Consider the following 23,687-nt stretch of genomic DNA (forward strand, 5'->3'; position numbering starts at 1 on the left):
CCCTGGCCACCGCGCTCGCCCGGCCCGCCCCGCGCGCTCCGCCAGAACCGCGCGCTCCGCCCGCCTCGTGCGGCCCGTCCGCGCCCTGCCGCCGCCGCCCGCCGGACGGCCGGGGCACGGACTCCGTACGGGGGCTGCGCGGGCCGATGACCGTGGGCGCCGTGTCGTCGTCGAGGGCGATCCTCGGCAGCACCTGCGTGGCGCCCACGTCCTCGGCGCCTTCACCCGACCGGGAACGGCCCAAACCGTCGTTGAGGCCATCGGACAGACTGTCGGTCAGACCCTCGGAGGAGTACCGCACGGCCTGGAGCAGCCGGGTCGCCGCGGTGTCCCCGCCGGGGCGGGTGCGGCCGCTCCACACCACGGGCGGCCGACGCCGGCCGGGCGCCGGGACGCGGGCGAGCCGGGCCGTCTCCGTCAGCGTGTCGCTGACGACCGGGACGCTGAGCTGCACCCGGAAGCTCGGGGCATTGACGGCGACCTGCGCCGGATCGCATGGCACCTTGGCCATGGTCAGCTGCGGTTCGTCGTCGAATCCCCCCGCGCGTCCCGCCAGGGGCGAAGGCATGCGGGCTTTTCTGGTCTCCACGCCCAACTAACCGAGTGACGGACGGGAAAGACACTGCCGGGGACGTCCCGATCTGTCCGAGCCCCGTCAAGATCATCGGCCAGGGTCACACCGGGCGACGGCAACCGCTCAGCCCAGGGTCACACCCGGCGCCGGCAACCGCTCACCCCAAAGTCGGCCCCGCCGCCGCGCCGCCTACGCCCGGCGCCGCGCCGCCTCGTACAGAACGACACCCGCCGCCACACCCGCGTTCAGCGACTCCGCGCCACCCGGCATCGGAATCCGCACCCGCAGATCGCAGGTCTCGCCCACCAGCCGCGACAGCCCCTTGCCCTCGCTGCCGACGACGATCACGACCGGGCCGTCCAGCACCTCGAGGTCCTGGAGCTCGACATCGCCGTCCGCCGCCAGCCCGACCACCGTCAGGCCCGCCTTCTGGTAGCCCTCCAGGGTCCGGGTGAGGTTGGTCGCGCGGGCGACCGGGGTGCGGGCGGCGGTGCCCGCGGAGGTCTTCCAGGCGCCCGCGGTCATCCCGGCCGCGCGCCGCTCCGGTACGACCACGCCATGGCCGCCGAAGGCGGAGACGGACCGCACCACCGCGCCCAGGTTGCGCGGATCCGTGACCCCGTCGAGGGCGACGATCAGCGGGTCCTCGCCCTCGTCGAAGGCGGCCGCGCTCAGGTCCTCGGGGTGGGCGTACTCATACGGCGGGACCTGGAGCACCAGACCCTGGTGGTTCAGCCCGTTCGTCATCCGGTCCAGCTCGGCCTTGGGCGCCTCCATGAGGTGGATGCCGCCGCGGTCGGCCGCGACCTTCAGCGCCTCGCGCACCCGGTCGTCGCTGTCGATGAACTGCTGCACATACAGCGTGTTCGCGGGAACGCCCTCGCGCAGCGCCTCGACCACCGGGTTACGGCCCACCACCAGCTCGTTCGTGCCCTTGCCGCCGCGCCGCGGGACGGGGCGCTTGGCGGCCTGGCGGGCGCGGGCGTTGGCCATCCGCTGCTTGGCGTGTCCCTTGCGCATCTCGGCGGGCGGAGTGGGCCCCTTGCCCTCGAGGGAGCGGCGCCGCTTACCGCCGCTGCCGACCGTCGCGCCCTTCTTGTTGCTGGTACGGCGGTTCCTGCGCTGGCTGTTGCCGGCCATGAATGTCACCTGTCTCTTCACTGCTCAGCGCTGCTCGGCAAACGGCAACGGAAAAACATCGAACGCCACACGCCCACACGCCACACGCGGCTACGGTCGTACGGTCGTATGTACGGTCACAAGTGTGCCGCCCGACGCGGCGGGCGGCACAAACAGCCAGGTCAGCGGCTGCCCAGCTCCCAGCGCGGGCCGGACGGGGTGTCCTCGATCAGCAGACCCGACTGCTGGAGCTGATCGCGGATCGCGTCCGCCGTCGCGTAGTCCTTACGGGCCCGGGCCGCCTGCCGCTGGTCCAGGACCAGCCGGACGAGGGAATCGACCACGCCGTGCAGATCCTCACCGCGGTCCGAGCCACCCGCCCAGTGCTCATCGAGCGGATCGAGACCCAGCACGCCCAGCATGGCCCGCACCTCGGCGAGCCGGGCGACCGCCGCCTCCTTGTCGTCGGCGGTCAGGGCGGAGTTCCCCTGGCGGACGGTGGTGTGGACGACCGCGAGCGCCTGCGGCACCCCGAGGTCGTCGTCCATCGCCTCGGCGAAGGCGGGCGGCACCTCGGCGGCGGGCTCCACGTTCCCGGCCTTCTCCACCACGCGCTGGACGAAGCCCTCGATCCGCGCGAACGCCGACTCGGCCTCGCGCAGGGCCTCCTCGCTGTACTCGATCATCGACCGGTAGTGCGGGGTGCCCAGGTAGTAGCGGAGCACGATCGGACGCCAGCGCTTGACCATCTCGGAGACCAGCACCGAGTTCCCGAGCGACTTGCTCATCTTCTCGCCGCTCATGGTCACCCAGGCGTTGTGCGCCCAGTAGGCGGCGAAGTCGTCGCCGAACGCCTTGGCCTGCGCGATCTCGTTCTCATGGTGCGGGAAGATGAGGTCGACGCCGCCGCCGTGGATGTCGAAGGCGCGCCCGAGGTACTTGTGCGCCATCGCCGAGCACTCCAGGTGCCAGCCGGGACGGCCGCGCCCCCACGGGGTCTCCCAGCTGGGCTCCCCCGGCTTCGCCGCCTTCCACATGGCGAAATCGCGCTGGTCGCGCTTGCCGGTCTCACCCTCGCCCGAGGGCTGGCGCAGCCCGTCCAGATCCTGGTTGGAAAGCTTCAGATACTCGGGGAACGAGCGCACATCGAAGTAGACATTGCCCTCGGCGGCATACGCATGGCCCCGGTCGATCAGCTCCCGCATCATTTCGATCATCTCGGGGACATGACCGGTCGCCCGCGGCTCATAGGTCACGGGCAGGCAGCCGAGGACGTCATACGCCTGGTTGAAGGCGCGCTCGTTCTCGTAGCCGATCGCCCACCAGGGGCGCTTCTGCTCCGCCGACTTGGCGATGATCTTGTCGTCGATGTCCGTGACATTGCGGATGAACGTCACGTCATAGCCGCGGTGGGCGAACCAGCGGCGCATGATGTCGAAGTTCAGCCCCGACCTGATGTGCCCGATGTGCGGGGCGGCCTGCACGGTCGCGCCGCACAGGTAGATCGAGACGCAGCCCGGCTTGAGCGGGGTGAAGTCACGGATCTGCCGGGCGCTGGTGTCGTACAGGCGAATAGTCACGCATCAAGGGTAGTGGGAAGAGAACGGTGCCCCGTGCCCCTTCCCCCACGGGGACACAGAAGCGTGACACTCGGGACGCGGGTGACACTTCCGGACCCACCCGCGCGCCCATCCTGATCACCAGACGGTGCTACCGCATCACCAGACGGTGCTACCGCCGGAACACCAGCGCCGTCGCGATCGCCGCGAGCCCCTCCGCGCGGCCGGTCAGCCCCAGCCCGTCCGTGGTCGTACCGGACACCGAGACGGGGGCGCCCACGGCCGCCGTCAGCGCCTTCGTCGCCTCGTCGCGCCGTTTGCCGATCTTCGGGCGTACGCCGATCACCTGGATCGCCACATTGCCGATCCCGAAGCCCGCGTCCCGGACGATCCGGGCCGCCTCGGCGAGCAGCGTGGTGCCGGCCGCGCCGGACCACTCGGGGCGGCCGGTGCCGAAGTGGGCGCCGAGATCGCCGAGTCCGGCGGCGGAGAACAGCGCGTCACAGGCGGCGTGCGCGGCCACATCGCCGTCGGAGTGCCCGGCGAGCCCGTACTCCTCGCCCTCCCACAGCAGCCCGGCGCACCACAGCTCACGGCCCCTCTCGAAGGCGTGCACATCCGTGCCGATGCCCACCAGGGGGAGCATCGCCGCGCCGGAAGCCTCAGAAGCCATCGTTCGCCCTCCTGCGGGCCAGAACCGCCTCGGCCAGCACCAGGTCCAGCGGGCGGGTCACCTTGAACGCCTCCTCATGGCCGGGGACGACCACGACCTCGACGCCGAGCCGCTCGACCATGCCCGCGTCGTCCGTGGCGCCCTCGCCCTCCAGGGCGATCTTCTCGTGGGCGGCCACGAGCGTGGCGCGGTCGAACCCCTGCGGGGTCTGGACGGCGCGCAGCAGGGCGCGCGCGGGGGTGCCGACCACCGGCTCGGGCTCACCGGCCCGCTCCCCGGTGCGCGGATCGACCTGCTTCACGGTGTCGGCCAGCGGCAGCGCGGGGACCACGGCGGGCGCCCCGTCCCGTACGGCGGCGACGACCGCGTCCACCGTGTCCACGGGCACCAGCGGCCGCGCCGCGTCGTGCACCAGCACGGTGGTGACGGTCTCGGGGACGGCGGCCAGCCCCTTGCGCACCGACTCCTGGCGGGTCTCGCCGCCGGGCACGACGACCACCTCGGTGGTGTCTCCGAGGCTGCCGCTCAGCGGATACCCGTCCAGCAGCCGCCGCACCTCGTCGGCGCCGTCCGGCGGGGCGACCACGACGACGAGGGACACGGAGCGGGATCCGGCCATTGCCCGTACGGCGTGGACCAGCATGGGCGTACCGCTCAGCGGGCGCAGCGCCTTGGGGGCGCCCGGACCCAGCCGCACTCCGCGGCCCGCGGCGGGGATCACGGCGGCGGTGCGGACGGTTCGCCCGGACGCGCCGGAGCCGCCGTGATCCGGTGTTGCGGACATTGAGTTGGCGTTCAGGTTTGCTTCCTCAGCCGAATTGGGTATGGCCACAGCGTGCCGGGCGCGATGCCCCGACCGGCCCCTTCCGTGACGACTGGTCGAGCCAGCTGCCCGGGCCCGGCACACCTACACCGCGCAGTCGTGCGCGCGGTGGCGCATCGGCACCAGGTGCGGTGACCGGGGGTTCGACAGCCGGGGACTCAGAGATCGTTCGGGACTCGGAGATCGCTCGGGGGATCAAAGGAGATCGCTCGAGGATCAACGAGATCGGGGATCAACGACGTCCGGCGCGTACGCATGCCGCAGCGCCCGGCGACAGACGATTCAGCGGGAATTCGCGTCTGAGTCACTCGGGCACCACGGCATTGATGTGTCAGGACGCGAGAACCTCGTCGAGCAGGGCCTCGGCCTTGTCCTCGTTGGTGCTCTCGGCGAGGGCGAGCTCGCTCACCAGGATCTGGCGGGCCTTGGCGAGCATGCGCTTCTCACCGGCGGAGAGTCCGCGCTCACGCTCTCGGCGCCACAGGTCACGCACGACCTCGGCAACCTTGATCACATCGCCGGAGGCGAGCTTCTCGAGATTTGCCTTGTAGCGACGGGACCAGTTCGTGGGTTCTTCCGCGTACGGTGCGCGCAGCACCTCGAAGACCCGGTCCAGCCCGTCCTGGCCGACCACATCACGCACACCGACGAACTCCGCATTGTCCGCCGGCACACGAACCGTCAGGTCACCCTGGGCGACCTTCAGCACCAAGTAGGTCTTGTCCACGCCTTTGATCTGGCGAGTTTCGATGGCCTCGATCAGCGCGGCCCCGTGATGGGGATAGACCACGGTGTCGCCAACCTTGAACGTCATGTGACAGGTACCCCTTCCGTGGCTATCCAGAGTAACACGGGAACGGCTTCTTCTGAATGGCGTTTTCGCAGGTCAGGGCATATCTCGGGGCTTGACAAGTGCGGCAGGAACGTGCTGCACGAGCCCTGCGGAACCGGGTATTCGCAGGTGGGAGCGGCTGTCCGGGCACCCCGAAACCCGCCCGTTACGCGTCCGAAGAAGCCCGGACGAGTGACCGTACGTCCCGTTTTGCCGGAGTCCGGTCGATGGACTTCCGCTACTCCGTTCGGATCAGTAGTGAGGGATCCGGCCCCGATTCGCGAATTGATCACGGAGTTGATCACGCACAGCGGATCAAGTCTGTGATCAATTCTCGGACATGCGTGGATTCCTTACCGATAATCTCCCGCGCGACCGGTCGAGCCGATATTCGGGAGTTCGGCACGGCGCGGGGTACGGACCGCGTAACCCATGCGGGAAGCGCGCCGGAACCGCGCCCAAACCCACGGAACCACGCCGGAACCACCGCCGGAACCACCGCCGGAACCACCGCCGGAACCACCGCCGGAACCGGCAGCGTACGGGCCTGGCGCCCCGGGGCCGGTCGCCTTGGGGCGGGTCGGGTGCGGGCCGAAGAGGGCGGATCGGTAATCTAAGCGCGCTGATCCAACCTTTACCTCGTCCTAGGAGATGCCGCCGCCGTGAGCAGCAGCCTTCGACGCGGCGCCCTCGCCGCAGCCGCCATCGTGGTCTCGGTCGCCCCGCTCTCCGCCTGCGGAGCCGGGAACGACGCGCAGACGCTGGAGGTCAAGCCCGACAACGCCGCGACGTCCGTCGGGGACATCAAGATCCAGAACGCCACGGTGGTGACCCAGCCGGACCGCACGGCCAAGGGCCCGGCCGTCGTCACCGGCCGGATCTTCAACAACGGCAAGAACGACCAGACCGTCAAGGCCATCACCCTCCCCGGCACCAGCGCTCGGGTGAAGCTGTCCCCGGCCAAGGGCAAGGGCGCGGTAGTGGTGCCGCACGGCGGCTCGGTGGCCTTCGGGGGCGAGGGCAACGCCTCCGCCGTCATCAGCGACGGGCGCGAGGCCACCCAGGACGGCAACGCGCAGCGGGTCGTCTTCGACCTCAGCTCGACCGGCAACATCCCGATCACCGCGTTCGTGGTCCCGGCGAAGAGCTACTTCAAGGGCTGGGGCCCGTCCGAGCTGCCGACCGCCAAGCCGTCCGGTTCGGCGACGCCCGGCGGCAAGCCGAGCGGCACGCCCACCGGCACCGCCAGTGGTAAGCCCAGTGGTACCCCGTCCGGCACGGCGAGCGGCCAGCCCGGCGGCGAGGAGAGCAGCGGCGCCCCCAAAGGCATCGCCTCCGGCGAGCCCACCCCGAACGGCGGCGGTCACTGAGACCGCACCCAGACATGCGTGAGGGCGGCCCTGGAGTCTCCAGGGCCGCCCTCACGCATGAGCCGGTCTCTACGGCTTACGGCTTACGGCTCAACCGGGCTGGTTTACGGCTCGAACTTGTGGCCCAACCCCCGCACCGTCACCAGATACCGAGGCGCCCCCGGGTCCGGCTCGAGCCCCCCTTCCGCGTGCGCCCCTCGCACCGCTCGGCCCTGGCGGGCCTCACGGGCATCGGCACGCTGTGCCGGACTCCGTCCGGCGGACCGGGGCTCAGCCCCGGCTTTACGGCTCGAACTTGTAGCCCAGCCCCCGCACCGTCACCAGATACCGAGGCGCCCCCGGATCCGGCTCAATCTTGGCGCGGAGGCGCTTGACGTGGACGTCGAGGGTCTTGGTGTCGCCCACGTAGTCCGCGCCCCAGACGCGGTCGATCAGCTGCATACGGGTCAGCACCCGGCCCGCGTTGCGGAGCAGCATCTCCAGCAGGTCGAACTCCTTCAGCGGGAGATCCACCTTGCCGCCGCCGACCGTGACCACGTGCCGGTCGACGTCCATCCGGACCGGTCCGGCCTCCAGGGCGGCCGGGGTGACCTCCTCCGGCTCGCCACGGCGGCGCAGCACGGCTCTGATCCGGGCGACCAGTTCGCGCGAGGAGAAGGGCTTGGTCACATAGTCGTCGGCGCCTATTTCCAGCCCGACCACCTTGTCGATCTCGCTGTCCTTGGCGGTCACCATGATCACCGGGACATTGGACCGGCCGCGCAGCTGGCGGCAGACCTCCGTACCGGGCAGACCCGGCAGCATCAGGTCGAGCAGCACCAGATCGGCGCCGTTCCGCTCGAACTCATCGAGCCCCTCGGGGCCCGTCGTCGCGATCGCGACCTCGAATCCCTCCTTGCGAAGCATGTACGACAGCGCGTCGCTGAACGATTCCTCGTCCTCGACGACCAGAACTCGGGTCACGGAAGGACCTCCGGGGCTGAGAGTGGTTCATTGGTGAAGGTCTCGTACGGCCGGCCGTGGTCCTCGCCATCGAGGTCTCCGGTGTCGTACGACTCGCTCGACTCGCGCGTCCCGCTCCGCGAGCGGTCCCGGTCCCGCGCCGCACCGGCTTCCGGGAGTCTCAGGGTGAAGGTGGAGCCCTGTCCCTCGGCGCTCCACACGGTGACCTCCCCGCCGTGCGAGGCGGCCACGTGTTTGACGATGGCGAGCCCGAGTCCGGTCCCGCCGGTCTGCCGCGAGCGGGCCGGGTCGACCCGGTAGAACCGCTCGAAGATCCGCTCGCGGTCCTTCTCTGAGATGCCTATGCCCTGGTCGGTCACGGCGATCTCGATCAGGTCCCCGCCGGTCGCGGGGATACGGCGGGCGGCGATGCCGACACGGGTGCGGGCCGGGCTGTAGTTGACCGCGTTCTCGACGAGATTGCCGAGCGCGGCGGCCAACTGGCCACGGTTGCCCCAGACGTGCAGCTCGGCGGTGCCGCCCGTGGCCATCGTGATCTGCTTGGTACCCGCCTGGTGACGGCACCGGTCGATGGCCTCGGCGACGAGCTCGTCCACCCGGACCGGCTCGGCGTCCTCCAGCGGGTCGTCGTTCTGCACCCGGGAGAGGTCGATCAGCTCCTGGACCAGGCTGGTCAGGCGGGTGGCCTCGACCTGCATCCGCCCGGCGAAGCGGGTGACCGCCTCCGGGTCGTCGGACGCGTCCATCACGGCCTCGGACAGCAGGGACAGCGCGCCGACCGGGGTCTTGAGCTCATGGCTGACGTTGGCGACGAAGTCGCGTCGTACGGCCTCGATCCGGCGGGCCTCGGTGAGGTCCTCCACGAGCAGCAGGACCAGCCGGGAGCCCAGCGGGGCCACTCTGGCGGAGACCGCGAGCGCGTCGCCGCCCCGGCCGGTGCCACGGCGGGGCAGATCGAGCTCGATCTGCCGGATCTCGCCGTCCCGCCGGGTGTCGCGGGCCATCGCCAGCATCGGCTCCACGGCCAGTTTGCCGCCGCGCACCAGGCCCAGGGCGTACGCGGCCGAGCTCGCCTTGACGACGGCGTCCGCTTCGTCGAGGACGACGGCCGAGGAACGCAGTACCGAAAGCACTGTGTCCACGCCGGGCGGCAGCACGGCGTCGGTATGCAGCGAGGAGCGCGTAGGCTTCGCCTGTTCACGCTCGCTCCAGCGGAACGCCAGCATGGCGATGACGCCGGTGCACAACCCGGCGAGCGCCGCCACTGCGGCGATCGCCGCGTTCACGTTCATGCGTCCAGGTTATGCGGGCGGCGAGACCCCTCCACAGCCCCGTGACGATCCCCTCGGTCAGACGTTGCCGAGAGTTCACCGAGGAGTCGGTATCGGTTCACTCCGGACGTTTCGTCGAGCGGGTGTCACACGGGGCGGCCGGGGCCGCGTTGCCGAGAGTTCACCTGGGCATCAGGTGTGATTAACGCCCGATGCCGGAAGCGGACGCGTTTCGGCCGGAGCGTGGAAGTGTGAGGCCCCGGGGCATGAGCCACGGAGAACTGCCAGGAAACCTGTCAGAGTCTGTCAAAGATCGTCACCGAGAGTCAGTGAAAGAGGTCAGTGATGCGGGACGCGTACCACGAGGAGCTTGATTCGATCGGGGACGGCCTGGTCGACATGGCCCGGCTCGTCGGTTCGGCCATCGGCCGTGCCACCACTGCCATTCTCGACGCGGACCTCAAGCTCGCCGAGAGCGTCATCGCCGCCGATGAGAAGGTCGATGATCTTCAGCGCGATCTGGAGGGACGGGCGATAGCCCTGCTCGCCCGGCAGCAGCCGGTCGCCACCGATCTGCGGATAGTGGTGACCAGCCTGCGGATGAGCGCCGACCTGGAGCGCTCCGGCGACCTCGCGCAGCACGTCGCCAAGCTGGCCCGGCTCCGCTTCCCGGACTCGGCCGTGCCGCACGACCTGCACGCCACGATCCTGGAGATGGGCCAGCTCGCCCAGCGGCTGATGGCGAAGGCCGCCGAGGTCATCATCACCAAGGACGTCGACCTGGCGCTCCAGCTGGAGCAGGACGACGACGCGATGGACCTGCTGCACCGCACCCTCTTCCAGCACCTGATGGACGACCGCTGGAAGCACGGCATCGAGACGGCCGTGGACGTCACGCTGCTGGGCCGCTACTACGAGCGTTTCGCGGACCACGCGGTCTCGGTCGCCAAGCGCGTGGTCTACCTGGTCACCGGTGAGCACGCCGACGAGATATCGGCGCAGGGGAATGTCGAGGAGGCGTGAGCTTCGAGAGGGCGTGACCGCCGCAGGGACGTGACCGCCGAAGGGGCGGGGGCTGCTACGGGGCGTGAGCATCTGCGACGGTGTGCATCAAAGCGCCGTCGACGCGCCCCTGCGCTCGGCCACCGGGTCGTCGGCACCATGAGCAGCAGGTGACGTGACCCCTCCCGAGGAGGAGACGCATGGCGGACCTCTCCAAGCCCGAACCCGCTCCGACCCACCCCATCGGCGCATGCGGCTGCGGCTCGGGCTGCGGCTGCGGCTGTCAGTCCGGCGGTCCGTGCCAGTGCGGCGGCAACTGCGGCTGACCGGCGCGACCGATACGAACCGCGTAACCGAGGGCCTGGGACCGATGATCGTCCCGGGCCCTCGCGCGTCGGTCGCGGATTCCTCGGCCCGTCCCCTCGGCCCGTCCCCTCGGCACGTCCCGCCCGAGGTGCGGTCGGCGCCGTAAGCGGCGAGCCTGGTGCTATGGAGGACAAGACCCCGGCCCCGCCTCGCGTCGTGGTGGACGAACCGCTGGACGGCCGCCGCCGTGTGCTGATCGACGGCGCCGACGTCGGAGTGGTGGTGAGCCCGGACGAGCTCCGGCGGCTCCTGCACCGCGCGGGCGTGATGGAAGAGGCCGCGCCCCTGGACAACCCCGAGCTGATCGAGTGGAACGGCGGCGGCCCCGACGACTGGCCCGCCGCGCCCAGATGACGTAGCTGACGTGGCTGACGCAGCGACGCAGCGACATAGCGGAGACGGCAGAACCGCCACAACGTCCGGCGCCGGTCCCTCCCCTCGTGGGGACCGGTGCCGAACGCTGGAGCGGTACCGATCCGCGCCTTACGGGTGCGGATCGGGGGCCGGATCCGTGGTCGATGCGACCGCCGTCCCCGATGGGACCGGCTTCACGGATCTCCGGGGCTCATGCGACGCGCCCGTGACCGCCGTCTCGTGACCGCGACGAAAGCTGACCGAGAACATGCGGTGCCATGGGTTGTCTCTCCGTGCGCTGAGCTGATGGCCTGGCTGGACGGCTCGTGGTGGATGCGCTTCGCGCCATGATCCTGCCAGCTGTGCCTCCCACCGAGGAGGTTCCGGTCTCACGCTGCCGGTTTCTCCGCTGGTCAGCCATATAAAGTGAGTTTTCCGGTCCGGATGTCCAGCGCGGGGGAAGTAAGGAGTGGAGACCTTGAGTTCCGACTCGGGGGCACGCATAGCCTTCGCGGAACGCCTCGCGCTGCTGTACAGGGAGGCCGGTAACCCTCCCCTCAAGAGCGTGGCCGAGGCGGTCGTCCGACTCCAGCGGACCGATGAGCGGGGGCGTCCCGTACGGGTCTCCGCCCAGCGGATCAGCGACTGGCGACGAGCGAAGAACGTACCCGCCCAGTTCGCCGCCCTCGCGGCCGTCCTGCACGTCCTGATACCCGACGCACGGCGCTCACGGCCCGTACCGGTGTCCCCGGGCCTGTACGACATGGCCCGCTGGCAACGGCTTTGGGAGCGTGCGCTGGCCGACCCGGTCGGCGACCGGCCCGCGCCGTCGGCGGAAGAAGAGGAAGGGCCCCCGGCCGAGGGCCCGGCGGTCCCCGGCGGCGTATGCCCGTACCGGGGCCTGGCCTCGTACCGCCGGCAGGACGCCCGGTGGTTCTTCGGCCGGGAGCGAAGCACGGACGCCCTGGTCACTCAGTTGCACACGGCGGAGAAGACGGGCGGCCTGGTCGTGCTCGTGGGCGCTTCGGGGGCGGGGAAGTCCTCGCTGCTGAACGCCGGTCTGGTGCCCGCGCTGCGCACCGGGGCACCGGGCGACGGGGGCGGCCGGGCGAGGGGCGTACTGCAACTCGTGCCGGGCGGCGACCCGCTCGCGGAGCTGGCCCGTCATATCCCCGAACTGGCGCGCGTGGTCCCCACGGCGAAGGAACCGGACGAACCGGAAACGGACGAACCGAACGCGAATGAACCGGGCGCGGACGAACCGGGCGCGGACGAACCGGGCGCGGACGAACCGGGCGCGGACGAACCGGGCGCGGACGAAGGCGCGGCTGACGGCCCACCAGCGGACGCACCACCAGCGGGCACACCGGCAACAGACGCACCGGCAGCGGACACACCGACAACAGACACGTCGACAGCAGACGCACCCATAACGAGCGCGCCCATAACGAACAAACAGCCAGCCGAACCCGGCACCCCACAATTCGCCCAAGCGGTCCGCGAGGCCGTCACCGCATGGGCGGACCGCGAGGCACCGTCCTCCGACGCCCGCCCCGTCGTGATCGTGGATCAGTTCGAGGAGGCGTTCACCCTCGGCTCCGACGAGGCCGGCCGGCGTGCGTTCATCCAGCTCCTCCACGCCGCCTGCACCCCCGCCGGCCCCGGCGAGCCGCCCCCCGTGCTCGTCGTCCTCGGCATCCGCGCCGACTTCTACGAGCTGTGCCTCGGCTACCCCGAGCTGGCCGACGCGCTCCAGCACCGGCACATGGTGCTCGGGCCGCTGACCACCGCCGAGTTGCGCGAGGCGGTGACCGGCCCGGCCAAGGCCGTGGGGCTGGAGCTCGAACCGGGGCTCGCGGAGCTGATCGTCCGGGAGGTGAGCGCCGACGGCCCGCGCGGGTCACATGACGCGGGCGTACTGCCGCTCCTCTCCCACGCCCTGCTCGCCACCTGGCAGCGCCGGAAGGGCGGACGGCTGACGCTGGCCGGTTTCCGCGCGGCGGGCGGCATCCAGGGGGCGGTGGCGGCGACCGCCGAACGCGCCTGGTCCAGCCTCGACTCCGAGGCGCGCACCGCCGCGCGGCTGCTGCTCCTCCGGCTGGTCCGGCTGGGCGAGGACACCCAGGCCACCCGCAGGCGGGGGACCCGGCACCAGCTGGCGCGGGAGTCCACGGATCCGGGCAAGACGGAGGAATCGCTCGAAACGCTGGTCCGCGCCCGCCTGGTGACGCTCGACGCCGAGACCGTGGAGATCACCCATGAGGCGCTGCTCCACGCCTGGCCACGGCTGCGCGACTGGATCGACGAGGACCGCAACGACCATCTGGTGCGCCAGCGGCTGGAGGAGGACGGCCGGTCCTGGGAGGGCTCGAACCGCGACTCGTCCCTCCTCTACCGGGGCTCCCGGCTGGAGCAGGCCCACACCTGGGCGAAGACCGCCGGCGGCACCTATCTGACCCGTAGCGCGGTGGAGTTCCTGGCCGCTTCGGTCCGGCTGCGCAGGCGCACGGTGTGGCTCCGCCGTGGCGCGGTGTCGGCTCTGGTCGCGCTGGCGGTGCTGGCCGCGGGGACGGCGGTGGTCGCGTGGCAGCAGCGGGACGACGCCGTGTTCGAGCAGGTGGTCACCGAGGCCGATCGCTTCCAGAACACGGATCCGTCGCTGTCCGCCCAGCTGGCCCTGGTGGCCCACGACTTGCGGCCGCACGACGAGGCCACCAGGAACCGGCTGCTGTCGATGGTGAACGCGCCGCTGGCCACGCCGCTGCACGGGCACACCGGCGCCGTCTACCTCACCTCGTTCAGCCCGAACGGGCGGCTGCTGGCCACCGCCAGCTACGACCGGACCGTACGGCTGTGGGACGTGCGGGACCGGACCCGCCCCAAACCCCTGGGCAAGCCCCTCACCGGCCATACGAGCTGGGTGAGCAGCGCGGTCTTCAGCCCGGACGGCAAGACCCTCGCCAGCGCGGGCGACGACGGCACGATCCGCCTGTGGGACGTGCGGGACCCCCGCCATCCGCGCCCGCTCGGCACGCCCTTCTCCCACCATGACGGCACGATCTATCTGCTCGCCTTCAGCCCGGACGGCCGCACGCTGGCCACCGCCACGGAGAATCGCGTGGTGCGCCTGTGGGACATGAGGCGCCCGGGCCGGCCGAAGGCGATCGGCGCGCTGACCGGCGCCACCGCCGCCGTGCGCTCCGTGGCGTTCAGCCCCGACGGGCGGACGCTGGCGGCCGGTGGCGACGATGCCTCGATCAGGCTGTGGAACATGGCGGAGCCGCGCCGTCCGAAGCGCATCGGCAAGGCGCTGACCGGCCACAAGGACCTGATCCACTCCGTCGCGTTCAGCCCGGACGGCCGGACCCTCGCCAGCGGCAGCGCGGACAACACCGTCCGGCTGTGGGACGTCGGCGATCCGCGTCACGCGGAACCGCTGGGCTCGCCGCTCACCGGCCACATCGGCCCCATCTGGTCGGTGTCCTTCAGCCCGGACGGATCCATGCTCGCCGCCGCCAGCCAGGACAGTACGGCGAGCCTGTGGAACGTCAGCGATCCGGCGTATCCGTCGCAGGTCGGCGAGCCGCTCGCGGGGAGCAGCGGCGAGATGTACGCCCTGGGCTTCAGCCCCGACGGGCGGACCCTCGCCACCGGGAGCGGCGACAACACGGTCCGGCTGTGGTCGATCCCGACGTCGGACATGGTCGGCCGGATGGGGGTGTTCCGTCCGGACGGGCGGGTGCTCGCCACGGCCGGGCGCGACGAGAAGGTCCGGCTGTGGAACGTGGAGAATCCCAACCGGCCGGTGCCGCTGGGCGAGCCGTTCACCCCCGGGAAGGGCTCGGTGCGGGAGCTGACGTTCACCCCGGACGGCCACACCCTGGCGATGATGACCGGAGGCCACCAGGTGCGGCTGTGGAACGTCACCGATCCCGCCCGGCCCGTCCCGTACAAGCCGCCCCTCCCCCTGCGGACCCGGTTCGCGGGCGCGCTGGGCTTCACGCCGGACGGGCGCATGATGGCGACCGCGTACAACGACAACACCATCCAGCTGTGGAACGTCAGCGACCCGTCGCATGTCCGCCGGCTCGGCAAACCGCTCACCGGCCACCGGGGCTACGTCAACAGCCTCGTCTTCAGCCCGGACGGCCGCACGCTGGCCAGCGGCAGCGCGGACAACACCATCCGGCTGTGGAAGGTGACCGACCCGCGCCACGCCACCCCGCGGGGCGCGCCGGTCACGGGCCACCTCGGACCCGTCAACGCGCTCGTCTTCACCCCCGACGGCCATACGCTGGCCAGCGGCAGCGACGACAACACGGTCCGGCTCTGGGACGTCACCGACCCGGGCAGGGTGACCCGGCTGCGGTCCCCGCTCACCGGCCACACCGACGCGATCGTGTCGCTGACCTTCAGCCAGGACGGCGACACGCTCGCGAGCGGCGGCAACGACAACGCGGTCCGGCTGTGGGACGTCACCGTTCCGTCCAAGGCCACGTCCATCGGCCAGTCGCTGAGCCCCAACGCCAAGACCGGCAATTTCCTGTCGTTCAGCCCGCACAGCCGGATGCTCGGGGTGTCCAGCGGGGCGGACACGGTCCGGCTGTGGAGCCTGGACGTGGATGAGGCGGTACATCGCATCTGCTCGATGACACGAGGCGTACTGACTCCGGAGAAATGGGATGAATACCTCTCCCGGCTCTCGTACGCGCCTCCGTGCGGGCAGTGACGACGTTGCGCGAACGTTGCGTGATCGCGGTCACAACTGCTCACCGCGGGGAGGAGTCGGCTTCCCCACCCCGGCGACCGCGTTACTCTTAGGTACAGCCCGACCGCTGGTGCATCCCCCGTCGCCAGCGGTCGGGCGCTTCCATGTCCGGGGGCGTGTCCGGGAGACACTGGGCACCGGTGCGGCGACACCGAACGAGATCGCGCGCACCACAAGAAGACACCTCCCCCACCTGGAGACCCCGTGATCCGCAGGCTCGTCGACCAGGCCGCTCTCGACCTCGGCCGTGAGTACGTCCGCCACGCGCCCTGGAGCGCGGGCAAGCGGGCCCTGGTCGAGCGCCACCTCAACGCCGCCCTGCGGGACCGCCCCCTGCACCGCCTGGCCCGTACGCGCTTCGGCGCCACCTTCGCCGTCGACACCCAGGACCTCATCCAGCGGTACCTCTACCTCTTCGGGGTCTGGGAGCCCCATATGACGCGGTGGCTCCAGCGCCGGCTGAAGCCCGGGGACGTCTTCGTGGACGTCGGGGCCAACATCGGCTACTACAGCGTCCTCGCCTCCCGTCTGGTCGGGCGCGGCGGGACGGTGGTGGCGATCGAGGCCTCACCGACGTTCCACCAGCTCCTCCAGCGCCATGCCCGGCGCAACGACCGCACCAACATCCGCGCCCTCAACGCGGCCGTCTCCGACCGCGACGAGCTGCTGACCTTCATCCTCGCCAGCTCCCGCAACATGGGCGCCAACAGCGTCGTCCCCTACGACGGCCCCGCCGAGTCCAGCTTCGAGATCGCGGCCCAGCCGCTGCCCGACCTCCTCACCGACGACGAGATCGCCAACGCCCGGGTCATCAAGATCGACGTGGAGGGCGCGGAAGGCAGCGTGGTCCGCGGCCTCGTCCCCCTCCTCGACAAACTCCGCCCGGACGCCGAACTGACCGTCGAGGTCACCCCCCAGCGCATGTCCGACCTGGGCGACTCCGTCGAAGACCTGCTGACCGCCCTCCAGGACCACGGCTTCCACGTCTACCGCCTGCCCAACGACTACGCGGCAGCCAGCTACCCGGACGCCCTGCGGCGCCCACCGGAGGTCCCGGTCCGCTGGCGGGCGCCGGTCACCGAGGAAAGCGACCTGGTCTTCTCCCGGGTCGACGCGGAGACCCTGCCCTGAGTGGTCCTCCCGGGGCGGCTACTGGTCGTCCCGGGGCAGGTGGGTCCTGGCGTCCTCGTAGGTGGCGTCGGTGGTGGACCCGGCCGGGGCGTAGACGAGGTGCAGCACACCGGTGCTGAAGGTGGCGGAGGAGAGCAGCTTCAGCGGGAGCGTGGTCTCGCTCTCGTCGAACAGCCGCATGCCCTTGCGGACGGCGATCGGGTGGACCAGCAGGTGCAGCTCGTCCAGCAGGCCGTGCGCCATGAGCTGCCGGACGACGGAGACCGAGCCGCTGAGGGCGATGTCCCCGCCCGGTTCGTTCTTCAGCGCGGTGACGGCCTCGGCGAAGTCGCCCTTGAGCTGCTCGGTGTTCCGCCAGCTGAAGCTGAGGTTCTGGCGGGACAGGACGATCTTGCGGGCGTCGCCGAGCTTCTTGGCGAAGTGGGCGTCCTCACCGCCCGCCGCCTCGCGGTCCGGCCAGGCTCCGGCGAAGCTGTCGTAGGTCTTGCGGCCGATGAGAAGGGTGTCGGCCGCGCCGAGGCCCGCGTCGACCGCGGCGCCCATCTCGTCGTTGAAGTAGGGGAAGTGCCACTGGTCGGGCGCCTCCACGACCCCGTCGAGCGAGATGAACAGGCTGGCGGTGATCTTCCTCATGATGCCCCTCCGTGGGATGCGGCCGGTGAGCTCTTCCTCCTCTCAGACCGGGGAGGCCGCGCAAACTCATCGGCGGCGGCGAGCGGGTTTTCAGCGGGTGTCTTCGTAGCGCCAGCCGTCCATGGCGGCCAGGACCCGGGCCCGCGCCTCGACCACCGCGAACCGTGCCGCGCGCTCGGCCGCGTCGGTGTGGGCGGACTGGCTGGTGACCTGGCCGGGCCACTTGCGGTAGAGCAGACCGGTCTCGGCGGTGAACCAGCCGCGGCTGACCGCGTTGAGCGCCATGAGGAGGCCGGTGTCCTCGGAGGCGGGGAGGGCCATCCAGCCGCCGAGGGCGAGGAGCAGGTCCCGGCGTACGAAGAGGGTGGCGGGGTGGACCTGGGCGCGGTGGTCGTTCGCCCGCCAGAATTCGAGGACCGCGCCGCGTGCGATGGGCCCCTGCGGCGGATCGCCCTCGAAGCCGGCGGTGGAGCCGTCGGGCAGCAGGTCAAGGGCGCGGGAGGTGGCCCAGCCGAGATCCGGGTGGTCGGTGAGCGCGCGGAGGTCGCGGGCGAGGGCGCCGGGGGTGAGCATGTCGTCGGCGTCCAGCACCTTGATGTACGCGCCCTCGGCTCGCGAGAGCCCCATCGTGCGCGCCATCGCGGCCCGGCCTGCCCGGCCCTGGCCGAAGCTGACGCGGGCGTCGTCGGGCACGTAGGGCCGTACGGCGTCGGTCTCGCCGTCCTCCTGGACGATCCACTGCCAGTCCCAGCCGTCCGGCAGCTCCTGCTCGCACAGCGACTTGTGGGCGTCCGGCAGATGTGCCGCGCCCGGGGCGTGGACCGCGGTGATGACGGTGATGGTGTTCGGCATGGTCACCACCTCTTCAGGGGCGTGGTGAAGACGAGTTCCGTACGGTCTCCGCACAGCGTGACGTCGGAGACCTCGACGACCCGATCGCCGATGTCCGTACAGATCTTCCGGAGGACGATCACCGAAACTCCCTTCTTGAGGCCGAGCGCCTCGGCCTCCTCCGCCGTCGGCGGGCGGGCCGTGATCCGTTCCTCTATGCGGTCCAGCTCGACGCCGATCGTGTAGAGCTGATTCTGCGTGCCGCCGGGCCAGGGCTCATGGGCGGCGTCGAGCAGGTCGGGGTTGGCGGCCACGACGTCGTGGACCAGATAGGAGTGCACGAGCGCGAACGGCGCGTCCTCCTCGCGGCAGTTGGTGCGGTAGATCCGCTCCAGCAGCCGCGTGCCCACGGGGACCCCGAAGACCGACGCCAGGTCCTCGTCGGCCTTCGCGTCGCGGTACTCGGCGTGAAAGGCGAGGTCGCCGACCTCCAGCCCGGTGTCGTGCTCGGTCGACCCGGTCCGCAGCCGCTCCGCCCTGGACCGGCGGGCCCGGTCCTTCTCCCACTGGTGCCGCGCGTTGCTCCGCTCGACCCGCCGGCGCGGAGTCCTTACGAACGTCCCCACCCCGTGCCGCCTGTCGATCAGCCCCTCGGCCACCAGCTCCGACAGCGCCCGCTGAAGCGTCGGCACACTCGTCCGATACCGCGCCGCGAGCTTGTCCTCGGCCGGAAGCCGCTCTCCGGGGCCCAGCCGACCTGTGCGGATGCTCTGGCGCAGGGCGTCCGCGATCTGCTCGTACTTGGCCATGTGTGCTCACCGTCCCAGGTCGCACGGGTGCGGACGCTTTCAGCGTAAGTCCTCAAGACGTCTTAAGGACCGAGTCCTGAAGTCGTACTACCCGCTGGAGCTGGCTCGCGGGACGGCGATGATGGACCGCCGCAAGATCAAGGGCGGCGCCCCGGCCCTCCTCAAACCGCCGACGTGGTCGGGCCCTTCTCCTGGACGGGAGAGCCGGCCGCGTGGCGGTGAGCCGCCAGTTCCTTGTTCAGCCGCTGGATGTGGTAGTGCTGCACCCGCGCCGTGCGCTGCAAGGCCATCACCGCGGTGAGGAAGTGATCCATCTCGGCGGCCCGGGTGAGGATGTCGTCGGGCACGCGTTCGTCCCGCAGGCAGACTTCCGCGGCCTGGCTGAGCACGGCCTGTGCCCAGCCATGGGTGATCGGTTTGAACAGGCTCGGGTGGTTGGCCACAATCCGCGCCCGGATGGCCAGGTCGTTCTCGGCGGCCTCCACGTGGAGTCCGGTGTCCTTGTTGCGCGCCCCGAACAGCGGCTCATGGATGTGGTGGGCATCGAAGCCGTGCTCGACGCAGCCGACCCAGAAGTCCCAGTCCTCTCCGGCCCGCATGCTCTCGTCGTAGCCGCCCACGGTCCGCCACACCTCCCGGCGGTACAGCGAGCAGTAGAACATGATCAGCCGCTGGAGCATCAGTTCCCGGCTGTAGGCGGGGAGGGACATCGTCTGCGGGGGCAGATCGTCCTCGGTGAAGGTGAACACATCGGTGGAGGCGATCGCGATGCCGGGGCTGTCGTCCAGGACTGCGACGGTCTTCTCGAGCATCGTGGGAGCGATCACGTCGTCGGCGTCCAGCGGAAGGACGTAGCGGCCGGTGGCTGCCTCGATCCCGGTGTTGCGGGCGGCCGAGACGCCGCCGTTCGGCCGCTGGACGAGCCTGATGCGCCGGTCGGGGTGGCGGGCGATCAGGGACCGGGCCACCTCGACGGTGTTGTCGGTGCTGCCGTCGTCGACGACGAGGAGCTCCCAGTCCTGGAAGGTCTGGGCAAGGATGCTGGACACGGCCTCGGGAAGATAGCGGGCGTAGTCATGGCAGGGGATGACCACCGAGACCACAGGGTCGGGATTGTGGGGCATGCGCGGTCTTTCGGTTCGGGACGGGAACAGGAACGGGGAGGGGAACGGGGAAGGGAAGGGGAGTGGGAGTGGGAATCGGGCGGACCGGAAGCCGGTGTTCCGAGCGCCGGCCGTCCCCCCGGGCCGCTTCTGCGGGCCCACGGCCGGGCAGGCAACGGATCCTGCGCTAGCTGTGCGCGTGCTCCCCACGCTGGGGGTCGTAGGGGTCGTCCGCGTACTCGTGGTGGCCGAACCCGTACTCGCGTCCGAGGTCGTCGTCGACCCCGCAGAACCACCCATAGTCGGTGATGGTCATGTTGTTCACCGGCGGGCAGCAGTGCCCGTAGTCGGTGATGGTCATGTTGTTCACCGGCGGGCAGCAGTGCCCATAGTCGGTGATCGTGACGTTGTTCACCGGCGGGCAGCAGTGCCCGTAGTCGGTGATCGTGACGTTGCCTATCGGCTCGCAGGGGTGACTGGTCCCGGGCGTGAGGGTGACGTCGCCGCTCATCGGCTGTCCTGAGTACCCGTACGTCGCCGTCCCCGTCTGCGTGTCCGGAGCGACGGCGGCGTAGGCCGCCTCCGCGCTGCTGAGCAGCCCGGCCGTGGCCAGCGCGGCAGGCAGGGCCAGTGAGGTCATGACACGGGATTTCACGGTGGCACCTTTCCTTTGGGTGCGGGGGAGCCGCCCCGGAACGCCGGTGTACTTCGCGGCGCGGGCAGCAAAGTCACCGTAAGTTTGGTCACCTTATGCGGCAAAATGACTACTCCGTGTGCGTGACGGCCAGGATGGCGGGCTCCGGCCGCGGTGCGCCGTGGTGCGGATGCACCACTTCCAGCTCGGGCAGCGCCCAGCAGGCGGTTCCCATGTCCAGGGCCATCGCGGCCAGCCCCTCGGTCTCGATGAACTGCCGGTAGGGGAAGGACGGGAAGTTGAGGCCGTCGCGGTGCAACTCCGCGCGGACCAGCAACGCGGTTCCGCCGACCGAGTCGACGCGGACGAGTCCGCGTCCACGCAACTCGTCGAGATACGTCCGGCCGAAACCCCTGGGAGGCTGAAGGATGCCGTCGCGCAGCCACTGGGCCCAGTTGAGCGTGGTGGCTCCAGGCTTGAGGACGAAGGTGTTGAGGTCGTACGTCGGCCCGCCGGGCGCGGTGGCGCAGTGCGGGACGACGATGTTCTTGCGCGCGCCGAGCAGGCGCTGGACGAGGTCCGCCGGGTAGTCGGTGACATCGACGTCGAGCCACAGCACCCACTCCTCGTCGGCCAGGGCTCGGGCGAGGAGGTGGTTGCGTACCTTGGCCAGCGCCGACCGGCGCCGGCGCTGGATCCCCGGCTCCCAGCGGGCTCCGGCCAACTGGAGGCCGACGTCATGGTGGACGAGGGTCACCCGCCGGAACTCCGCCTCGATGCCGGGCAGGACCTGCCGGAGCAGTTCCGGGGTCGAGTCCCTGCTGTCGCCCTCCAGCAGGCCCAGCGAGATCGCCTCGCGCGGGTAGTCCAGCGTGCGCAGGCGGTCCAGATAGCCGGGCAGGAACGCGGCCGCGTCCTTGAGGGGCGTGAGCACCAGCACCGGGGGCCGCTCGCTCGCCGGTGCCGGGGCCGGCTCGGTGACCGGCTGCGGCTTCCGCTCGTACGTCCTCGCGGCGCCTGCGGCGGTCTCGGCGTGCGCGATGTCCCCCGGCTCGATCGGCAGCCGGGCCGCCATGGCGAGCAACTGCGCGGCGTAGGCGCCGGGTTCGGCCCACACCTGGGTCGCCACCTCGAAGTGCTCCGCGAAATGTGACTCGTCGAAGGTGTTGTTCCCGTGGCACACGTAGGTGTACAGGTCGGACGCGTCCACCGAGACGACCCGGCAGCTTCGGACCAGCTCCTCTGCCACCGGGGTGTCCTCGCCGCGGCGTTCGGCCGGATAGCGCGGGAGCCGGTCCTTCGCGCACACCATCGACCCTTCCCAGACCCGCGCGCAGGAGATGGCGAGCTTGCGCCGGGCGGGCCACCACAGCCGCTCACGGGCGAGGAAGCACGTGTCGGCGCCGAGCGAGAGAATCGCCGCCATCTGGGTCTCCACCCGCTCCGGGTCGTAGAGGTCGTCGTCGTCCCACTGGCACACGTACGGCCCGGTGGCTCGGTCCACCGCCTCATTGCGCAGTTCCCCCAAGGTCCGTCGCTCCGGGGGGAGCCGGTAATGGCGGATCCGCGGGTCGTCCAGGTCACGGATGTGCTGCTCGAGCGCGTCATCGGTGCCGTCCTCCAGCACCACCAGCTCCAGGTTCGGGTAGGTCTGAGCGGTGAAGCACCTGATCGCGCGGCGTGCCGTCGCCGAGCGGTCCTTGGTCACCATCAGGCAGGATACGGTCGGCGCCGGCGCGCCCGAAGCCCAACGGCGGCGCTGCGCCTCCAGGTTGAGCAGGCCGTCGGCGACCGGTTGCCGCTCCTGGCTGGCCCAGAACGGGAGCCGTCTGCCCACCGAGACCCTCGGCGCGGTCGCGGTGTCGCAGGCCCAGCTGCCCGACCAGTGGTGCACGGCGTAGGCACGGTCATAGTCGGCCTCCTGCATGCCGAACAGCTCTGTCGCGTACGGGCTCACCTCCGGGTACAGGGTCTCCGGGCCGACCACCGTGATCGAGTCCGGCTCCGGGGCACTGTCGACCGCTCTGGTGAGGAAGAACGGGCCGGTCGCATCGAGCGTGTGCGGCAGCTTGTGGGCGCCGACCAGTCGGCGGTGCACATGAGCCGCCCAGAAGGGGTGGCCCGGCCGTGACGCGATGAACGCGTTGCCGACGATGCGGGTGAACCCGCGCTGCCGGGCCAGCAACAAGCGGGTGTGTGCCTCGGGTTCGCAGCCGAGAACGAGTTCGCGTCCGTCAAGGAGGTCGGAGACCGGCTTCAGGCACTCGAAATCCAGATCCACGTAGAGGCCGCCGAAATGGTCGAGCAGGAAATAGCGGATCGCGTCGGCCCGCATGATCGGTTCGGGATAGCCGTCGTAGACCGGCAGGAACCACGGATAGTGCTCCTGGAGGAAGGCGCGATTGTCCGCGTCCGTCCACAACCGGTAGCCCCAGCCGGGGTGGTGCAGCCGCCAGGACTCGGCCCACTTCTGCCATGTCGGAGGGAGGTCGGCGTCTTTCCATGTCTGGTGAATCAAGGGGGGAATTGTCTTTTGTGCCGTCATTAGCACAGTATGTCGGGTTGTCCGAAGGGCCGGATATTCGGTGATGCCCGTCGCAGGAGCAATCACCCGAACGGTGGGCTCGGCGCATCGGGCAGGGCAGGGGGCTGACCCGCCGCGTCGACCGGGCGAGCTACGTACAGGCGTCGTACCCCTGACGGGTGAACGACTCGTAAGCGGCACTCCCGCGGCGTGGCGTGGATGGACCATCCACCGGGGCCGGGCGCACATGCGCTATCAGAGCGCAGGACCGCTGCAACTGCCACTACCGGCGGCGTTGCCCCACGTTCGAGGGGCGGTCTCCACGAGACCGCCCCTCACCAGCCATCA

Annotated in this window: 18 protein-coding genes and 1 pseudogene; 5 read left to right on the top strand and 14 right to left on the bottom strand. The window is 70.7% G+C overall.

Annotated elements, in window-relative coordinates:
- From ABD329_RS04070 to ABD329_RS04095, 6 genes and pseudogenes are all read right to left on the bottom strand, one after another.
- Window positions 1-568 (bottom strand): annotated as a pseudogene (locus ABD329_RS04070) (hypothetical protein); the annotation flags it as partial.
- Window positions 569-763: 195 nt separating this feature from the next.
- On the bottom strand, window positions 764-1,714 hold the full coding sequence (gene rlmB, locus ABD329_RS04075) for a 23S rRNA (guanosine(2251)-2'-O)-methyltransferase RlmB (protein WP_198277016.1): 951 nt from the start codon (window positions 1,712-1,714) through the stop codon (window positions 764-766).
- Window positions 1,715-1,875: 161 nt separating this feature from the next.
- The gene (gene cysS, locus ABD329_RS04080; protein ID WP_198277017.1) at window positions 1,876-3,273 is read right to left on the bottom strand and encodes a cysteine--tRNA ligase; all 1,398 of its coding nucleotides are present in this window, start codon (window positions 3,271-3,273) and stop codon (window positions 1,876-1,878) included.
- A gap of 151 nt (window positions 3,274-3,424) precedes the next feature.
- The gene (ispF, locus tag ABD329_RS04085; RefSeq protein WP_198277018.1) at window positions 3,425-3,925 is read right to left on the bottom strand and encodes a 2-C-methyl-D-erythritol 2,4-cyclodiphosphate synthase; all 501 of its coding nucleotides are present in this window, start codon (window positions 3,923-3,925) and stop codon (window positions 3,425-3,427) included.
- Window positions 3,915-4,709 (bottom strand): 2-C-methyl-D-erythritol 4-phosphate cytidylyltransferase, encoded by a 795-nt coding sequence (ispD, locus tag ABD329_RS04090; protein ID WP_198277019.1) that lies wholly within the window; start codon window positions 4,707-4,709, stop codon window positions 3,915-3,917. Before ispD ends, ispF begins: the two co-directional genes overlap by 11 nt.
- Window positions 4,710-5,079: 370 nt before the next feature.
- The gene (locus ABD329_RS04095; protein ID WP_009716930.1) at window positions 5,080-5,562 is read right to left on the bottom strand and encodes a CarD family transcriptional regulator; all 483 of its coding nucleotides are present in this window, start codon (window positions 5,560-5,562) and stop codon (window positions 5,080-5,082) included.
- 680 nt (window positions 5,563-6,242) lie between these two features.
- Here ABD329_RS04095 and ABD329_RS04100 point away from each other — a divergent pair.
- A complete protein-coding gene (locus tag ABD329_RS04100) occupies window positions 6,243-6,950 on the top strand; it encodes a DUF461 domain-containing protein (RefSeq protein ID WP_198277020.1) in 708 nt (235 codons plus the stop codon).
- A 282-nt stretch (window positions 6,951-7,232) separates the two neighbouring features.
- Here the strand turns inward: ABD329_RS04100 and phoP are convergent, their stop codons facing one another.
- Both phoP and phoR read right to left on the bottom strand, forming a co-directional pair.
- Window positions 7,233-7,913, bottom strand: a complete 681-nt coding sequence (phoP, locus tag ABD329_RS04110; RefSeq protein WP_037960596.1) for a two-component system response regulator PhoP — start codon at window positions 7,911-7,913, stop codon at window positions 7,233-7,235.
- Complete coding sequence (gene phoR / locus ABD329_RS04115; protein WP_198277021.1) at window positions 7,910-9,205, bottom strand: two-component system sensor histidine kinase PhoR; 1,296 nt, start codon at window positions 9,203-9,205, stop codon at window positions 7,910-7,912. The genes phoP and phoR overlap by 4 nt, the downstream gene beginning before the upstream one ends.
- A gap of 324 nt (window positions 9,206-9,529) precedes the next feature.
- Between phoR and phoU the strand changes: the two genes are divergently transcribed.
- From phoU to ABD329_RS04135, 4 genes are all read left to right on the top strand, one after another.
- Window positions 9,530-10,207 (top strand): phosphate signaling complex protein PhoU, encoded by a 678-nt coding sequence (gene phoU, locus ABD329_RS04120; RefSeq protein WP_198277022.1) that lies wholly within the window; start codon window positions 9,530-9,532, stop codon window positions 10,205-10,207.
- A gap of 468 nt (window positions 10,208-10,675) precedes the next feature.
- Window positions 10,676-10,906 carry a hypothetical protein gene (locus tag ABD329_RS04125; protein WP_198277023.1) on the top strand — a complete coding sequence of 77 codons (231 nt, stop codon included), beginning with the start codon at window positions 10,676-10,678 and terminating at the stop codon, window positions 10,904-10,906.
- Window positions 10,907-11,375: 469 nt separating this feature from the next.
- Window positions 11,376-15,635 carry an nSTAND1 domain-containing NTPase gene (locus tag ABD329_RS04130; protein ID WP_309142707.1) on the top strand — a complete coding sequence of 1,420 codons (4,260 nt, stop codon included), beginning with the start codon at window positions 11,376-11,378 and terminating at the stop codon, window positions 15,633-15,635.
- Window positions 15,636-15,881: 246 nt separating this feature from the next.
- Window positions 15,882-16,805: an FkbM family methyltransferase gene (locus ABD329_RS04135; protein WP_198277028.1), complete on the top strand. Its 924-nt coding sequence runs from the start codon at window positions 15,882-15,884 to the stop codon at window positions 16,803-16,805.
- An 18-nt stretch (window positions 16,806-16,823) separates the two neighbouring features.
- Here the strand turns inward: ABD329_RS04135 and ABD329_RS04140 are convergent, their stop codons facing one another.
- The 6 genes from ABD329_RS04140 to ABD329_RS04170 all read right to left on the bottom strand — a co-directional run bounded on the left by ABD329_RS04140 (window position 16,824) and on the right by ABD329_RS04170 (window position 23,333).
- Complete coding sequence (locus ABD329_RS04140; protein ID WP_198277025.1) at window positions 16,824-17,438, bottom strand: dihydrofolate reductase family protein; 615 nt, start codon at window positions 17,436-17,438, stop codon at window positions 16,824-16,826.
- A gap of 90 nt (window positions 17,439-17,528) precedes the next feature.
- Window positions 17,529-18,290: a glycosyltransferase family 2 protein gene (locus ABD329_RS04145; RefSeq protein WP_198277026.1), complete on the bottom strand. Its 762-nt coding sequence runs from the start codon at window positions 18,288-18,290 to the stop codon at window positions 17,529-17,531.
- Window positions 18,291-18,292: 2 nt separating this feature from the next.
- Complete coding sequence (locus ABD329_RS04150; protein ID WP_198277027.1) at window positions 18,293-19,078, bottom strand: GntR family transcriptional regulator; 786 nt, start codon at window positions 19,076-19,078, stop codon at window positions 18,293-18,295.
- A 161-nt stretch (window positions 19,079-19,239) separates the two neighbouring features.
- Window positions 19,240-20,202 carry a glycosyltransferase family 2 protein gene (locus tag ABD329_RS04160; RefSeq protein ID WP_214664813.1) on the bottom strand — a complete coding sequence of 321 codons (963 nt, stop codon included), beginning with the start codon at window positions 20,200-20,202 and terminating at the stop codon, window positions 19,240-19,242.
- A 166-nt stretch (window positions 20,203-20,368) separates the two neighbouring features.
- The gene (locus tag ABD329_RS04165; protein WP_198278618.1) at window positions 20,369-20,836 is read right to left on the bottom strand and encodes a hypothetical protein; all 468 of its coding nucleotides are present in this window, start codon (window positions 20,834-20,836) and stop codon (window positions 20,369-20,371) included.
- Window positions 20,837-20,945: 109 nt separating this feature from the next.
- Window positions 20,946-23,333 (bottom strand): glycosyltransferase, encoded by a 2,388-nt coding sequence (locus tag ABD329_RS04170; RefSeq protein ID WP_246618651.1) that lies wholly within the window; start codon window positions 23,331-23,333, stop codon window positions 20,946-20,948.
- Window positions 23,334-23,687 lie beyond the last annotated feature (354 nt).

The sequence above is a fragment of the Streptomyces javensis genome (assembly GCF_039525925.1).
In the GTDB taxonomy this organism is placed as follows: Bacteria; Actinomycetota; Actinomycetes; order Streptomycetales; family Streptomycetaceae; genus Streptomyces; species Streptomyces asiaticus.